General features: G+C 72.0%; 10 protein-coding genes and 1 riboswitch. Of the genes, 6 read left to right on the top strand and 4 right to left on the bottom strand.

The window, feature by feature from the left end; genetic code table 11:
* Window positions 1-8: 8 nt before the first annotated feature.
* Both ABZ194_RS21095 and ABZ194_RS21090 read left to right on the top strand, forming a co-directional pair.
* Entirely contained in the window at window positions 9-833 is an 825-nt protein-coding gene (locus ABZ194_RS21095; protein ID WP_355598685.1) for a helix-turn-helix transcriptional regulator, read from the top strand.
* The gene (locus ABZ194_RS21090; RefSeq protein WP_355598684.1) at window positions 824-1,018 is read left to right on the top strand and encodes a DUF397 domain-containing protein; all 195 of its coding nucleotides are present in this window, start codon (window positions 824-826) and stop codon (window positions 1,016-1,018) included. Before ABZ194_RS21095 ends, ABZ194_RS21090 begins: the two co-directional genes overlap by 10 nt.
* 46 nt (window positions 1,019-1,064) lie before the next feature.
* Here ABZ194_RS21090 and ABZ194_RS21085 read toward each other — a convergent pair whose 3' ends face one another.
* The gene (locus ABZ194_RS21085) at window positions 1,065-1,517 is read right to left on the bottom strand and encodes an Lrp/AsnC family transcriptional regulator (RefSeq protein ID WP_355598683.1); all 453 of its coding nucleotides are present in this window, start codon (window positions 1,515-1,517) and stop codon (window positions 1,065-1,067) included.
* 115 nt (window positions 1,518-1,632) lie between these two features.
* Between ABZ194_RS21085 and ABZ194_RS21080 the strand changes: the two genes are divergently transcribed.
* On the top strand, window positions 1,633-5,118 hold the full coding sequence (locus tag ABZ194_RS21080; protein ID WP_355598682.1) for an indolepyruvate ferredoxin oxidoreductase family protein: 3,486 nt from the start codon (window positions 1,633-1,635) through the stop codon (window positions 5,116-5,118).
* Between the two features lie 360 nt (window positions 5,119-5,478).
* Entirely contained in the window at window positions 5,479-6,768 is a 1,290-nt protein-coding gene (locus ABZ194_RS21075) for an ATP-binding cassette domain-containing protein (RefSeq protein WP_355598681.1), read from the top strand.
* Between the two features lie 12 nt (window positions 6,769-6,780).
* Here the strand turns inward: ABZ194_RS21075 and ABZ194_RS21070 are convergent, their stop codons facing one another.
* The 3 genes from ABZ194_RS21070 to ABZ194_RS21060 form a co-directional block, all read right to left on the bottom strand.
* Complete coding sequence (locus ABZ194_RS21070) at window positions 6,781-7,413, bottom strand: amino acid-binding protein (protein ID WP_355598680.1); 633 nt, start codon at window positions 7,411-7,413, stop codon at window positions 6,781-6,783.
* Between the two features lie 94 nt (window positions 7,414-7,507).
* A complete protein-coding gene (locus tag ABZ194_RS21065; RefSeq protein WP_355598679.1) occupies window positions 7,508-8,779 on the bottom strand; it encodes a NosD domain-containing protein in 1,272 nt (423 codons plus the stop codon).
* Window positions 8,780-8,989: 210 nt separating this feature from the next.
* Complete coding sequence (locus ABZ194_RS21060; RefSeq protein ID WP_355598678.1) at window positions 8,990-10,606, bottom strand: glycoside hydrolase family 13 protein; 1,617 nt, start codon at window positions 10,604-10,606, stop codon at window positions 8,990-8,992.
* Between the two features lie 467 nt (window positions 10,607-11,073).
* Between ABZ194_RS21060 and pulA the strand changes: the two genes are divergently transcribed.
* Both pulA and ABZ194_RS21050 read left to right on the top strand, forming a co-directional pair.
* Window positions 11,074-13,875, top strand: a complete 2,802-nt coding sequence (gene pulA, locus ABZ194_RS21055) for a pullulanase-type alpha-1,6-glucosidase (RefSeq protein WP_355598677.1) — start codon at window positions 11,074-11,076, stop codon at window positions 13,873-13,875.
* Window positions 13,876-13,955: 80 nt separating this feature from the next.
* The gene (locus ABZ194_RS21050) at window positions 13,956-14,912 is read left to right on the top strand and encodes an alpha/beta hydrolase family protein (RefSeq protein WP_355598676.1); all 957 of its coding nucleotides are present in this window, start codon (window positions 13,956-13,958) and stop codon (window positions 14,910-14,912) included.
* Window positions 14,913-15,289: 377 nt separating this feature from the next.
* Window positions 15,290-15,429, top strand: a riboswitch (cyclic di-AMP (ydaO/yuaA leader).
* Window position 15,430: the final 1 nt, after the last annotated feature.

Here is a 15,430-nt window from a genome sequence, read left to right as displayed (position 1 = left end):
GAGCCCCCATGCCCGCACCGAAAGAGCTGGACCCCAGCACGAGCGTCACCGCCTACTGGGGGTCCGAGTTGCGCAGACTACGAGAGGCGATGGGCTGGAGCCAGCAGGAGCTGGCGAGGCGCACCTCCTACTCCACCTCACTGGTCGGCCTGATCGAGACCGCCGCCCGCGCCCCGACCAGGAAGTTCGCACAGCGGTGCGACGAGGTGCTGGAGACCGGCGGAACGCTCATCAAGCTCTGGCCGCTGATCGGCAGGGAGTCCTCACCCGCCTGGGTCCGCTCCCTGTTCGAGCTGGAGTGGGAGGCGCGAACGCTGCGTAACTACCAGCTCTCCGTGGTGCCGGGGCTGCTGCAGACCGAGGACTACGCGCGGGCGCTGACCCGGGCGGGACGGCCGTTCGACACCGAGAAGGAGGTTGAGGAGATGGTGACCGTGCGTATGCAGCGGCAGCGACTGCTCGACCGGCCGGACCCCCCGATCCTCTTCGTCCTGCTGGACGAGGCCGTGCTGACCCGCCCCATCGGTGGTGGCGGTGTCATGCGCGACCAGCTCGAACACCTCCTGAAAGCCACGATGCGACCGAGGGTCACCATCCAGGTGATCCCGTTCGAGGTGGGTGCCTACGCCGGACTGGCCGGGCCCATCCTGGTGCTCTCCTTCAAGGGCGCGCCCGACATCGTGTACATGGAGAACGCGGAATCCGCGCAGCTCATGATCGATCCGGGCCGAGTCGACCCGCTGTCGGCCCAGTTCGACGCGCTGCGCTCCTACGCCCTACCGCAGGCCGCGTCCGCGGCCTTCATCGAGAAAAGGATGAGCACATGGATCTGACCGACGCCCGGTGGCACAAGAGCAGCCGCAGCAACGGCAACGGCGGCGAATGCGTGGAAGTGGCCGTCAACCTCCCCGGCGTCGTCGCGGTACGCGACAGCAAGAACCCCGGGGGCCCCGCCCTGCTGTTCACCCCCCAGGTGTGGGCCGACTTCCTGACCCGGATCAAGACCGGCACGGTCTGAGCCGGACACGGGCGACCCCCCGCCACCCCGGTAGGGGGCCGTCATCTCACAGGGGCAGGACACCGCCCGCCTTGATCGCTTTCATCGCGATCTGCGAGGTCAGCTTGTCGAGGCCGGGCAGACGGCCGAGCTTCTCCAGGCAGAGCTGGCTGTAGGACTCCATATCGGGCACCGCGACCCGTAGCACGTAGTCGGGACGGCCGAACATGCGCAGGCACTCGACCACGTCGTCGATCTCCATGACGGCCGCCTCGAAGGCGGTGACGGTCTCGGCGTCCTGTCCCTCCAGCTCGACATAGGCGAGGACCTGGAATCCACGCCCGACGGCTACCGGGTCGATCACGGCCCGGTAGCCACTGATCACCCCCGACTCCTCCAGGTTACGGACCCGGCGCAGGCACGGCGAGGGGGTCAGCCGCACCCGCTCGGCGAGCTCCAGGTTGCTGAGCCGACCCTCCAACTGCAGAAGGCCGATAATTGCCCGATCAGTGGCATCCATGACAACAGATGCTAACCATACAGCGGATACTCGGTGAATGTTGACACCATATTTCGCCCTGCCTGAAATAATCTTGCGGCAACCGCAACGGCACCGGGAGACGGGAGCAACGATCATGACGATCTCCGCCGAGGCCCGCGGGACGGCTCCCGACGACAGGTACACCCTCGACCAGGGCCAGGTCTTCATGACCGGCACGCAGGCGCTGGTCCGGGTGATCCTCGACCAGATGCGGGCCGACCGCGCCGCCGGTCTCGACACCGGCGCGCTGGTCTCGGGCTACCCCGGCTCCCCACTCGGCGGCTTCGACCTGGAGCTCTCCCGCTCGCGGCGGCACGCCGAGCCGCTGGACGTCGTGCACCGGCCGGGTCAGAACGAGGAACTGGGCGCCACCGCGGTCTGGGGCAGCCAGCTCGTGCCCGTGCTCCCCCGGCCGCGCAAGGCGGGCGTCCTGGGCGTCTGGTACGGCAAGGCCCCCGGCGTCGACCGCGCGGCCGACGCGCTCCGGCACGGCAACTTCGTCGGCGCCCACCCGGAGGGCGGCCTGATCGCCCTCTGCGGCGACGACCCGACCTGCAAGTCCTCCACGCTGCCCTCGGCCACCGAGAGCGCGCTCGCCGCGCTCGGCATGCCGATCGTCCACCCCGGCAGCGTCCAGGAGCTGCTCGACCTGGGCCGCCACGCGATCGCGGCCTCCCGGGCCAGCGGCCTGTGGGTGGCGGTGAAGGCGGTCACCAACGTGGTGGACGCGACCGGCACGGTCACCGTCGGCGCCGGACGCGTCGTCCCCGTCATGCCCGTCGTCGAACACGAGGGCAGGCCGTACCGGCATGTGCCCGACGCCACCCTGCTCGCGCCCTGGTCACTGGAGATGGAGCGGACGCTCGTCGGGCCGCGCCTGGAGCTGGCCCGCGCCTACGCCCGTGAGAACGGCCTGAACCGGATCACCGCCGATCCCCGCGACGCCCGGCTCGGCATCGTCGCCTCCGGCACCGCCTACCACGACGTACGCGAGGCGTTCCGCAGGCTGGGCGTGGACCCCGCCGGGCTCGGCGTCCGCATCCTCAAGATCGGCATGCTCTGGCCGCTGGAGCCGGAGATCGTCCGGGCCTTCGCCGGGGGGCTCGACGAGATCCTCGTCGTGGAGGAGAAGGGCCCGCTGCTGGAGACCCTGGTCAAGGATGTCCTGTACGGCACCGCGAACGCCCCGCGCGTCCTGGGCAAGCTCGACGAGAACGGCGCCCCGCTGGTCCCCGGGACCGGGGGCGTCGACGCCGACCTGGCGGCCCGGGTGGTCGCCTTCCGGCTGCGCCGGGCCGGTCTGGACGACGCGGCGGAGGCACGGGTCGCGAAGGGCCTGGCCGTGATCTCCCGCCCTGCGCCGCTGAGGCTGCTCGGCCCGCGGCGCACCCCGTTCTTCTGCTCCGGCTGCCCGCACAACCGCTCCACAGCGGTCCCCGACGGCGCGCCCGTCGGGGCGGGGATCGGATGCCACACGATGGTGGTGCTCAACCGCGAGGGCAAGGGCACGCTGACGGGACTGACCCAGATGGGCGGCGAGGGCGCCCAGTGGATCGGCCAGGCACCGTTCACCGACACCCCGCACATCTTCCAGAACCTCGGCGACGGCACCTTCCACCACTCCGGTTCGCTCGCGGTGCGCGCGGCCGTCGGCGCGGGCGTCGACATCACCTACAAGCTGCTCTACAACAGCGCGGTCGCGATGACCGGGGGACAGGCGATCACCCCGTCCCTGGCGGTGGCCGACCTGACCCGCTGGCTGGAGGCGGAGGGCGTGCGCCGGGTGATCGTCACCACCGACGAGCCGGCACGCTACCGGAGGGTCGCGCTCGCCCGGATCGCCGAGGTCCGCGACCGCGCCCACCTAAAGGAGGCCCAGCGTGAGCTGGCCTCGGTCCCCGGCGTGACGGTGCTCATCCACGACCAGGGGTGCGCGGCCGAGAAGCGGCGGCTGCGCAAGAGGGGCGACCTGCCCGACCCGGTCAGGCGAGTGGTGATCAACCAGCGGGTGTGCGAGGGGTGCGGCGACTGCGGGCGGAGGTCCGGGTGCCTGTCGGTGCTGCCGGTGGAGACCGAGTTCGGCCGCAAGACCGAGATCCACCAGTCGTCCTGCAACAAGGACTACTCGTGCGTGGAGGGCGACTGCCCGTCCTTCCTGACCGTCGTGCCCGGCGGGAGAGGCGGCGGGCGCGCCGTCGCGTCCGCCCCGCCGGCCCCGCCGCGGAGGATGCCCCCGCCGGCCCCGCGCGGCGGGGAGGCGGCGATCAGGCTGGTCGGCATCGGCGGCACCGGCGTGGTGTCGGTGGCGCAGCTCCTCGGCACCGCGGCGATGCTGGACGGCAGGCGGGCGCGCGGACTCGACCAGACCGGGCTGGCCCAGAAGGGCGGCACGGTCGTCTCCGACATCCTGATCTTCGAGGGCGACGACGACCGGCCGGGACGGGCGGGGACCGGCGGCGTGGACGCCTATCTCGCGCTCGACCTGATCGGCGCCACCGACCCCGGGCACCTGCGCGCCGCGGACCGGGAACGGACCGTCGCGGTGGTCTCCACCAGCATGGTCCCCACCGGCTCCATGGTCGTCGATCCCACCACGCACACCACCGACCTCGGCTCGCCGATCGCCTCGCTGGAGTCGCGCACCCGGCGCGAGATGAACGTCTACCTCGACGCCGAGGGCATGGCCCGGGCACTGTTCGGCGACCACCTGCAGGCCAACACGATCGTGGTCGGCGCTGCCTGGCAGCGAGGTCTCATCCCGCTCAGCCTGGGGGCGATCGAGCGGGCCGTACGGCGGAGCGGCGGCAAGAGCGCCGACCGGACCGTCGCCGCCTTCCACTGGGGCCGGGCGGTCGTCGCCGACCCGGAGGCCGTGGCGCGGGTGACCGCCTCACCCGTCCCCGCCGAGCCGGCACCGGACCCCGGGACAGTGAGGCTGATCGACTCGGCCGCCGCCCCGGGCACCGAGCTGCACCGGATCCTCACGGTCCGGGTGCCCGACCTGGTCGCCTACCAGAACCGGCGCTACGCCGCCGGTTATGTCGACGCGGTCCGCACGGTCCTGGCCGGGGAGCGGAGGACCTCGGCCGGGCCGTGCCCGATCACCGAGGCCTACGCCCGCCGGCTGCACCGCCTGATGGCCTACAAGGACGAGTACGAGGTGGCCAGGCTCCACCTCGACCCGGCCGAGCGTGCCCGCGTCGCCGCCGAGTTCGGCCCCGGCGCGAAGATCTCCTACAACCTGCATCCGCCCGTGCTGCGCGCCATGGGCGTGAACCGCAAGATCCGCCTCGGCGGCTGGTTCGATCCGGCCTTCCGCCTGCTGTACGGCGTGCGCGGGCTGCGCGGCACGTGGCTGGACCCGTTCGGCCTGGCCAGGGTGCGCGGGATCGAGCGTGCCCTCCCGGGCGAGTACACCCGTCACATGCACCTCGCCCTGTCGCGCCTGCGCCCCGGCAACCGGGAGCTGGTCCTGGAGCTGGCCGAGCTGCCGGACCTGGTCCGCGGCTACGAGGACATCAAGCTGCGCAACGTGGCCGCCTACCGGGAGCGGGTCGCCGCGCTGCTGGCCAGGCTCTGACCCGGCGGGGCGGCGCCCCACCGTCTCAGACGCCGGCGTCCGCCGGAGGCGTTCGACCGCCCGGCCGTTCTCGATCACGAAGGCATGTCCGGGCCGGGTGCGGGCCGGACGGCCCCTCTCCGCGCGCCATGAAAATCATTGTCGAAATTTCCGTAAACTGTAACATTTCATAGCTGCGGGCGCGAGCGATCCTCAAATTGTATGGTCGCACGGCTGTTCTGCTCCCGAATAGCCGGAGAAAGAGTCGCTAGATGTGCGGTTTCCACTGACATCTATGGACACACGGGTAAGTAGCGCGATGTACTACCTCATCAATCACACGGCTGGATCCGGATGGCGGACTCTGGGAGGAATGAACGCATGAGTACCGTCGTCCTCGACAACGTGAGCAAGATCTACCCCGGCGGGCACCTCGCGATCGACCGGATGAGCCTGAGTGCCGACAAGGGGGAGTTCCTCGTCCTGCTCGGGCCCTCCGGGTGCGGCAAGTCCACACTGCTCCGGATGATCGCGGGCCTGGAGGAGGTCACCTCCGGGGACCTGTGGCTGGGGGGCGCGCTGGCCAACGACCTCGCGCCACGTGACCGGGACGTCGCCATGGTCTTCCAGAACGGCGCGCTCTACCCGCACCGCACGGTGCGCGGCAACATCTCCTTCCCGCTAGAGGTCGCCAAGATCGCCCCGGAGACGGTCAGGGAGCGGGTGACCCAGCTGTCGAAGGCGCTGCGCATCGGCGAGACCCTGGAGCGCCGCCCGGGAACGCTCTCCGGCGGTCAGCGCCAGCGCGTCGCGATGGGCCGCGCGATCGTCCGCCAGCCCTCGCTCTTCCTGATGGACGAGCCGCTCTCCAACCTGGACGCGGGAATGCGCACCGAGTTGCGCATGGAGATCTCCTCGCTGGTCCGCTCCCTCGGCGTCACCACGGTCTACGTCACGCACGACCAGGTGGAGGCCCTGACCCTGGCCGACCGCATCGCCATCATCAACCGCGGTGTGCTCCAGGACGTCGGCACCCCCACCCAGGTCTACAACGACCCGGCCACCGCCTTCACCGCCGCCTTCCTCAGCTCCCAGCAGCTCAACCTGCTGGCGGCCACCGTGCGCGCCCCGCAGAACCGGTTCATCCTGCTGGACTTCGGCCCGCACCAGATCACGATCCCCTGGAGCGACCCCAGGGCCTACGCCATCTCCCAGTACGTCGGGCACCAGATCATCGTCGGCCTGCGCCCGGACTGTCTCGCCCCGGTGCCCGAGACCTTCGACGGCCCCGTCTTCCTCGGCCGCGTCCGCGCCCTGGAGTATCACGGCCACGAGTGGCTCGCCCACGTCGAGAGCGGGATCCCCACGGTGACCGTGCCCGAGCCGCCGGCCCCCGACCGGCACGCCGGCGACCCGGCGGCCTCCGCGTCCGGCGGCCGGGTCATGACCGCCCTCCGCCGCCTGTTTCCGGGGATCGGACCGGCCCCGGACCCCGAGCCGGAACCCGAACCGGAGCAGGCCGGTGGCACCCACCGCAGAGCCGATCTCATCGTCCGGGTCGGCTCACGGCCCGTCTGGCGCGCCGGCGAGCGCGTCCGTGTGGGGGTCGACGCGGGCCGCCTGATGCTCTTCGCCCCGGACGGCTCCCGCATCGATCCCCCGCAGCGCTGACCGGCGGGGGTCTCAGCGGCCGAGGATGGCCACGATCTCCACGACGCGGATGGCGCGGTCCAGCTCCGCGCGGTGAAACGACGGGCCCTCGGTGCGGGCGAGGATCAGGTGGAGGCTCGCGCCGGGAACGGGAAGGCTCATGAACCGGTGACGGCCCGCGCTGAGGGCGCAGGGGCGCAGGGACCGGAGATCCGCCGCCTTGACTCCGCTCAGGCCCCCCGCCTCGTCGAGGGAGTGCGGGGCCTGCCAGCTGCGGTGGACGAGCTCTCCGGTCTCCGACGACACGGCGACCGCCCACTCCGCGCTCACCAGGGAGGGGGCCGCGTCCACGAGGGTGACGAAGGCCCTGCCGGGGTCGGCGGCGACGTGCTTGAGCAGGTCGTAGTCGGGGGCGGCGCCGGGAATCTCCCGGGTGGGCCAGACGGCTTCGACCTGGATGCCGGGAACGGCCGACATCCGGTCCCGGACGCCGTCGACGTCCGGGGCGCCGGGCCAGGAGACGGTGAAGTCGTCCACGGCCCGGCCGGCCTCGCGCTCCAGGACCGTCACCTGGAGAATGTCCGCGCCCAGCGTGCCGAGCACGCGCGCGACCTGCCCCAGGGCCCCGGGCCGGTCGGGAAAGGACACCCGTAGTCGCAGCATCATCGTCGATCACCTCTCTCCGGACACAGGGTGTCCCAGACAGGTTTCGCGAAGATTCCGGGGAGATGTCCAGGATAAAACCTTAAGTCCGGAAATATTAGTGTTGGTAGGCGCCCGCATCGGAAGGCCCGGACATCGGGGAGCCCGACACGTCACGGGCCGGCGGAGAGCCGCCGTACCAGTCGGGGCCGAGCTTGAGACCCCGGCCGAGTGCCGGAGAACCGGGCCGCAGCCGCAGGTCGTCGCGACCGCGGAAGCGGGGATCGGCCACCACGGACCCCGGGCCGAGCCTGAACCTGCGAGATTCGCCCTGGTAGACGCTGCCGCCCTCGTCGGCGCCCTTGCCGTCCTCGAACCCCATCTGGCCGCCGACCACCACGATGTTGTTGCGCAACCTGAGGATGCCGGGCGAACAGCCGTCGTGACAGGACCAGCCGATGGTGTCGCGGGCGGGCAGGTAGACCGAGTTGTGCACGGCGACGGTGCCGAGCACCGGGCCGACCGCGTGACCGGGGCCACGGGTGATCAGGAAGGAGCCGCGCCTCTGCGAGGAGGTCACCACGTTGCCGGCGAACAGGTTCCCGGTGGCGGTCTTGCCCTTCTCCGCGCCCAGCTCGACGAAGGTCTCGTTGTCCCTGGCGATGTTCTGGACGACCCGGTTACGGTCTCCGTTGAACACCTCCACCGCGGCGCCGTCGGTGCCGTAGTCGTGGCTCGCCGCGTAACTGCCGGTGATCACGTTACGGGCGACGAGGTTGTCGTCCCCGTTGAGCAGCACGCCGAAGGCCCCGGAGTCGTTGTCACCGCCGCTGTCGTTGACACTCATGCGGTTGTTACGGGTCAGGACGCTGTTCCTGATGACGTTGTGGGACCCGATGACATGGACGCCGGCGACGTTACGGTCGGCGAGGACCCCGTTCAGCTCGTTGCGGGATCCGCCCAGCTCGAAGCCCGACCAGCGGCAGTTGCTCGCGCGCACCCCGGCCACCAGCAGGTGGGAGCCGCTGAGCACCACGCAGTCGTCATCGGTGCCGCTGATCCTGGGGGCGGGGCCCTTGCCGTACGGCTCGACGGAGATGGGCCTGGCCGCGGTGCCCCTGGCGCCGAGCCTCAGGGGGCCCTGCCAGCTGCCCCCGCGCCTGAGCAGCACGACGTCACCGGGGCGCAGCTCGGTGGCGTTGACACTCTCCAATGAGCGCCACGCCTTCGCGGGCGAGGTGCCCGGAGCCGAGTCGTCACCTCTGCGGGAGTCCACGTAGTAGACGTTGCGCGCCTTGGCTCCGGCGGGCGGCGTGACCACGACGAGCAGGCCGCCGGCCGTCAACGTCGCCAGCGCGGCCGTGATCCATCGCGGCCTGGTGGACTTCATGCGGGCACGCTCCATTGCTGTCACAATCAGCCGGTCAGCGAAGATCTTGGCACACCGGCCGTCCCCTGAGCCGTCGAGGTGACGGGTCACACAGCGAACCGTTACCACTCTTTCACCAGGATTCACCGCGGCGCCCCCCTCCCCGGCGGATCCGGGGGCCGGGGAGGGGATCTCCGGCTCGGAGCCCGGCGGGCTCCGAGCCGGCCGCCGTCACACGCCTTCGCGCTCCCACCAGACGGCCGAGTCCGGGGCGAGCCGTGCCACGCCGCCCTCGACGGCCGGCGCCGCGCTGGCCAGCAGGACCCGCCCCCGGGCGGGCAGCTCGACCGGCTCGGCGGTCAGGTTGAGCGTGCAGGCGAAGCCGTCGCCCCGGGTGAAGGCCAGCGTGCCCTCGGGGGAGTCCAGCCAGCGCAGCGGGGCGCCGTCGAAGGAACGCCGCTCCCGCCTGGTCCGGAGCGCCTCCCGGTACAGGCGGAGTGTGGAGCGCGGGTCCCGCAGCTGCGCCTGGACGCTGAGCGGCCCCCAGGAGGCGGGCATGGGCAGCCAGGTCTCCCCCACCTCCGGCAGGCCGAAGCCGAAGTGCGGCCCGGCGTCGGTCCACGGGATGGGCACCCGGCAGCCGTCCCGGCCGTCGTCGGGGTTGCGCAGCCGCTGCGGGTCGCGCAGGAACTCCTCCGGCAGGTCGAGAACCTCCGGCAGGCCCAGCTCCTCCCCCTGGTAGAGGTAGGTCGAGCCGGGCAGCGAGAGCATCAGCAGCGCCGCCGCGCGAGACCTGCGGAGGCCGAGTTCGCCGCCGCCGTACCGGGTGACGTGCCGTTTGACATCGTGGTTGGACAGCACCCACGTGCTGGGCGCGCCGACCAGCCCCGCGGTGTCCAGCGACTCCTGGATCACCGCGCGGAACCGGGCGGCGTCCCACGGGGTGGTGAGGAAGTGGAAGTTGAACGCCTGGTGCATCTCGTCCGGGCGGACGTAGTTGGCCAGCCTCTCCGGGGACGGCGCCCACGCCTCGGCGACACCGATCCGCTCACCCGGGTAGGAGTCGAGCAGCCTGCGCCAGGCCCGGTGGATCTCGTGCACTCCATCCTGGTCGAAGAACGGCACCACGGCGGTGCCGATCATCCGTATCTGGTCGGCGTGACCGACGTCGGGCAGGCCGTCGGCCTTGACCATGCCGTGGGCCACGTCGATGCGGAAACCGTCCACGCCCAGGTCGAGCCAGAACCGCAGGACCGCCTCGAACTCCGCGTGGACCTCGGGGTTGTCCCAGTTCAGGTCGGGCTGTTCGGGGGCGAACAGGTGGAGGTACCACTCGCCGTCGGGCAGCCGGGTCCAGGCGGGACCGCCGAAGACCGACTCCCAGTCGTTCGGCGGCAGCCTGCCGTCCTTCCCCCTGCCGTGGCGGAAGACGTAGCGCTCCCGCTCGGGGGCGCCGGGACCGGCCTCCACCGCCCGCCGGAACCACACGTGCCGGTCGGAGGTGTGGTTGGGCACCACGTCGACGATCACCCTCAGGCCGTGCCGGTGCGCGTCCTCGATGAGGGCCTCGGCGTCGGCCAGCGACCCGAAGATCGGGTCCACGGCCCGGTAGTCCGCCACGTCGTAGCCGAAGTCGGCCATCGGCGAGGTGTAGAACGGGGTCAGCCAGACCGCGTCCACCCCCAGGTCCGCCAGGTAACGCAGCCGGTCCCGCGCCCCCGGCAGATCCCCGATCCCGTCGCCGTTGCCGTCGGCGAAGCTGCGCACGTAGACCTGGTAGATCACCGCGTCACGCCACCACCGGGCGGTGGTGGCCCCGGCGTGGTCCATCCGGATGAGTTCGGTCATGTTGGTCCCCCGATCAAATGACGTATCAGGACGTGATGACACCGGCGACGAGGCCGGTGCCGGGTGACGCTGGACGAGACGGACATGGCGAAACCGGCCCACGCGGCGGAAGCCGCCGGGCCGGTTGGAGTACGCCGGACGTTACGCGGACGCGGACGGCACGGGAAGAAGTCTCCGCGAGAGTCTGCAAACTCGTTACATGGTTGCGTAAAGACGCCGGCCACGCGTGCTCCGCGGCGGAGGCGCCGTCCCGGGAATCCGCGGGCAGGGGGCGCTTCGCCGCCTTATCCGGGGTTTCGGGGGGCGCGCACCTCCCCGATTCACGGCCGACCGGCGGGGAACGACGAAGCCGGGGACCGCACCCGCGGGATGACGTGACCGCTCCCGTGGGCGGGCGACCGGGCTCCGGCCCGGCCGGCCGGGGGGCCGGAGCCCGTCGCGTCCCCCCGACCGAGGGGAACGGGAACGTGAGTCAGATCATCCGCGCACGTGACGGCGGCGAGCGGGACCTGCCGGAGGACAGGACGCCGGTCCCGGCCGCCGGAGACTCCGAGGTCTCCGAGGTCTCCGAGGTCGGGGAGGCCGGAAGGGTCGAGGGGTGCGAGGGGTGCCGTCGCGCGCTGCCGCGACCGCCGGGCCGCGCGCTCGACGCCGACCTGAGCAGGTCCTCGGCGCACTGGATCGACCGGAACACCGTCGTCTGGCGGGTCGAGCCGTCTCCCTCGCTCCGGTACTCCCTGGTCTTCTCCCCCGAAGGCGACATCGCCTGCGCGGAGGGAGACCTGACCGGCGGCTTCCGGGTCATCCGGCTGACCCTCGGCGCGCTCACCGAGGCGCAGCGGACCGTCTGGCCACACCTGGCGGAGCACACCGCCCTCACCGTGGATCCCCGCGACGCCGCCCTCGCCGGACGGGCGCTGCGCGGCCAGGTGGTGGCCGTGGCGCGGGACGCCTCCGGCATGCCGCTGACCGCCACCGGCGTGCAGATCCCCGGTGTGCTCGACGACCTCTACGCCGCGGCGACCGGCGCCGAGCTCGGCCCGTCCTGGGACGGGGCGCCCAGCCTGTCGGTCTGGGCGCCGACCGCGCGCACGGTCGGGCTGGCGCTGTACCGCGAGCCCAGGGGCGGCGTCCGCGGCGTCCGCCGGATGCGCAGGGACGACGCGACCGGCGTCTGGTCGGTGCGCGGCCTGCCCTCGTGGAAGGGCCGCTACTACACCTTCCTGGTCACGGTCTACTCCGCCGCCGCCGGCGGGATCGTCACCAACGAGGTCACCGACCCCTACAGCCTGTCGCTGGCCGCCGACTCCGTCCGCAGCCTGCTGGTGGACCTCTCCGACCCCCACCTGCTGCCCGACGGCTGGTCCTCGCAGGTCAAGCCGCCGGCCGTACCCCAGCACCGGGCGTCGATCCACGAGCTGCACGTGCGTGACTTCTCCGCCTCGGACGTCTCCGTACCCGCCGGCCTGCGCGGCACCTACGCCGCGTTCGCCGCCGACTCCGCGGGGATGCGGGAACTGCGCGGGCTCGCCGGCGACGGCCTGACCCACGTGCACCTGCTGCCGGTCTTCGATTTCGCCACCGTGCCGGACAGGAGGGCGGACCGGACCGAGCCGGAGGGCGACCTGGCCGCGATGCCGGCCGACTCCGAGCGGCAGCAGGACCGCGTCGCGGAGACCGCCGCCGGGGACTCCTTCAACTGGGGCTACGACCCGCTGCACCACAGCGCGCCCGAGGGCTCCTACGCCTCCGATCCCGACGGGCCCGCGCGGATCAGGGAGTTCCGGGAGATGGTGGCCGGGCTGAACAGGGCCGGGCTGCGGGTGGTGATGGACGTGGTCTACAACCACACCCACGCCGCTGGCCAGGCCCCCACCTCGGTGCTCGACCGCATCGTGCCCGGCTACTACCACCGGCTGCTCGACGACGGAACGGTGGCCGCCTCCACCTGCTGCGCCAACACCGCGCCCGAGCACGCGATGATGGGCAGGCTCGTCGTCGACTCCGTCCTCATCTGGGCCCGCGAGTACCGGGTGGACGGCTTCCGCTTCGACCTGATGGGACACCATCCCAAGGCGAACATGCTGGCGGTCCGCGAGGCCCTGGACGGGCTCACCCTCGCACAGGACGGCGTGGACGGCGCGTCGGTCATCCTGTACGGCGAGGGCTGGAACTTCGGCGAGGTCGCCGGTGACGCCCGCTTCGAGCAGGCCACCCAGCTCAACCTGGCGGGCACCGGGATCGGCACCTTCAACGACCGGCTGCGCGACGCGGTGCGCGGCGGCGGCCCCTTCGACACCGACCCCCGGGTGCAGGGCTTCGGCTCCGGCCTGGCCGGGGCGCCCAACGGGGCCGAGGCCAACGGCACGGCCGAGCAGCAGCGGGCCCGTCTCCTGGGATACCAGGACCTGATCAAGGTGGGGCTCACCGGCAACCTGCGCGACTACGTCCTCACCGCCTCCGACGGCAGGCGGGTCAGGGGTTCGGAGGTGGACTACCACGGCTCCCCCGCCGGATACGCCGTCTCGCCCGCCGAGACCGTCACCTATGTGGACGCCCACGACAACGAGACGCTGTTCGACGCGCTGGCCTACAAGCTGCCACAGGCGACGACGATGGCCGACCGGGTGCGGATGCAGGTGCTGTCGCTGGCCACGGCGGTGCTGGGGCAGGGCGTCTCGTTCGTGCACGCGGGCAGCGAACGGCTCCGCTCGAAGTCGCTCGATCGCAACTCCTTCGACTCCGGCGACTGGTTCAACCGGCTGCTCTGGGACTGCTCGCGGGGCAACGGCTTCGGCGCCGGGCTGCCTCCCAGGGCGGGCAACGAGGACAGGTGGCCTTACGCGCGTGCGCTTCTCGCCGACCCGGCGCTCCGGCCCGGCCGCGCGGCGATCGGCGCGACACGGGCCCGGTACGGCGAGCTGCTCCGGATCCGCTCCTCCTCCCCCACCTTCGCCCTCGGCTCCCTGGCCGAGGTGCGGCGGCGGCTGACCTTCCCCACCGCCGGCGCCTCGGAGATCCCCGGAGTGGTGACCATGCACCTGGACGCGGCGGGCCTCGACCCGCGCTGGAGGTCGATCACCGTCGTCTTCAACGCCACCCCCGAGACGCAGCCGCAGACCGTGGCCGCGCTGCGGGACGCCCGGGTGACGCTCCACCCCGTCCAGGTGGCCGGCGACGACGCGGTGGTGAGGCGGTCGGCCTTCGATCCCGCCACCGGCACGCTGAACGTCCCGGCCCGCACCGTGGCGGTCTTCGTCCAGCCCTGACGCGCCCCGCCGCCACGGAGCCGCCGCCACGCGGGCTCCGGCGCTTCCCGTGACCGCCGGGAGCCGTCAGGATTGGCCGTGTGAACCGCACAGCCGTACGCCTCGGAGTGTTTCTACTGGCCGGAGCAGCGGTGGTGGCCGTGCTCCTGGCCCTGCTGATGCCCTTCTCCTCCGGAGACTCTCCGCACGACAACCGGCAGGACGTCCAGGTCGACCGCCTGGGCGAGCGCGACCACGTGCTCACCATCGCCTCCCCCTCGCTGGGCCGCGAGGGCACGGCCCGGGTGCTGCTGCCCGAGGGCTGGCGGCCGGGCTCAGGGCCGTGGCCGGTGCTGTACCTGCTCAACGGGTGCTGCCACACCGACTACGACACCTGGGCCACCGAGGGGGACGCGGCCGAGCTCGCCTCGCGTTACCCGGCGATCGTGGTCATGCCGGAGGGTGGCGAGGTCGGTTTCTACTCCGACTGGCGGGACGGACCCGACTGGGAGTCCTTCCATCTCACCGAGGTCCGCCGGATCCTGGAGCGCGACTACGGCGCCGGGGACCGGCGGGCGGTGGCCGGGCTGTCCATGGGCGGGTTCGGCGCGATGTCCTACGCGGCCCGCCACCCGGGCCTGTTCCAGGCCGCGGCCTCCTTCTCCGGTGTGCTGCACACCCGTGACGGCTACGACGGCGTCCAGCGGCTGCTCGGCCGCTACGGCGAGGACTCCGCCGATCTCTGGGGCGACCCGCAGGATCCCGAGTGGGCCGCGCACAACCCGGCGGACCTCACCGCGAGGCTGCGCGGCACGCGGCTCTTCGTCTCCTGCGGGGACGGCTCCCCCGGCCCGCTCGACCCCGCGGGAACCGCGGTGGACCGGGGTGAGACGGCCCTGCTCCGGCAGGCGCAGACCTTCGTCGAGCGGGCCAGGGCCGACGGCGACAGCATCACCGTCGACTTCTACGGCCCCGGCACGCACAGCTGGCCGTACTGGCGGCGCGGCCTGGAGCGCGCGCTCCCCATGCTCATGGGGTCCATCGGCGCCGGGGTCTGACGCCGGGTGAGGCCGGACGTCAACGGCCGGGTAAAACGCGGGTCAGCGAAAAGATTTACCTTCGGCGCCCGGGAGGGTGGCGGCGTGACCGTCCCGTGACCGCCCCCTCTCCGGCCTCGCGCACGGGAGCGCCTCTCCCGCAGGGGTTCCCGGGTCGTGGTCGAAGATTGACACGGGCCGGGGAGCCTCGGAGCGTGGCCGGTCCGCCCGCTCGATCCAGGCGTATTCCCAAGCCATAGCAATGTGTCGGACTTGTAATCGTCTGTCCGGTTCGCGTAGCTTCTACGAATTCATGGCGAACGCCTGGACCTGCGAAGGTCCGCGCATTGCCACCACATTGCCCGACCACGCTTCACCAGGCGGATTCCTCCACCAGGGAAGCGTGGCCGCTGAATCCGCGAACCTCGCGGAACCGGGGAACCACGTTTTTTGGGGTGAATCGGCGCGTACATCCGCCGTAGGGCACTTCCCAGCCCGAACCCGTCAGCTAACCCGGTAAGCGGTATGGAAGCGAAGCA

This window comes from Streptosporangium sp. NPDC006007 (assembly GCF_040614315.1).
In the GTDB taxonomy this organism is placed as follows: domain Bacteria; phylum Actinomycetota; class Actinomycetes; order Streptosporangiales; family Streptosporangiaceae; genus Streptosporangium.
This window is presented reverse-complemented; position numbering and strand designations above follow the sequence as displayed.

What these genes read in the sequence shown, in the direction of transcription:
- ABZ194_RS21095 (WP_355598685.1), top strand. Translation starts at nt 9, where the DNA reads ATGCCCGCACCGAAAGAGCTGGACCCCAGCACGAGCGTCACCGCCTAC.
- ABZ194_RS21090 (WP_355598684.1), top strand. Translation starts at nt 824, where the DNA reads ATGGATCTGACCGACGCCCGGTGGCACAAGAGCAGCCGCAGCAACGGC.
- ABZ194_RS21085 (WP_355598683.1), bottom strand. Translation starts at nt 1,517, where the DNA reads ATGGATGCCACTGATCGGGCAATTATCGGCCTTCTGCAGTTGGAGGGT.
- ABZ194_RS21080 (WP_355598682.1), top strand. Translation starts at nt 1,633, where the DNA reads ATGACGATCTCCGCCGAGGCCCGCGGGACGGCTCCCGACGACAGGTAC.
- ABZ194_RS21075 (WP_355598681.1), top strand. Translation starts at nt 5,479, where the DNA reads ATGAGTACCGTCGTCCTCGACAACGTGAGCAAGATCTACCCCGGCGGG.
- ABZ194_RS21070 (WP_355598680.1), bottom strand. Translation starts at nt 7,413, where the DNA reads ATGATGCTGCGACTACGGGTGTCCTTTCCCGACCGGCCCGGGGCCCTG.
- ABZ194_RS21065 (WP_355598679.1), bottom strand. Translation starts at nt 8,779, where the DNA reads ATGAAGTCCACCAGGCCGCGATGGATCACGGCCGCGCTGGCGACGTTG.
- ABZ194_RS21060 (WP_355598678.1), bottom strand. Translation starts at nt 10,606, where the DNA reads ATGACCGAACTCATCCGGATGGACCACGCCGGGGCCACCACCGCCCGG.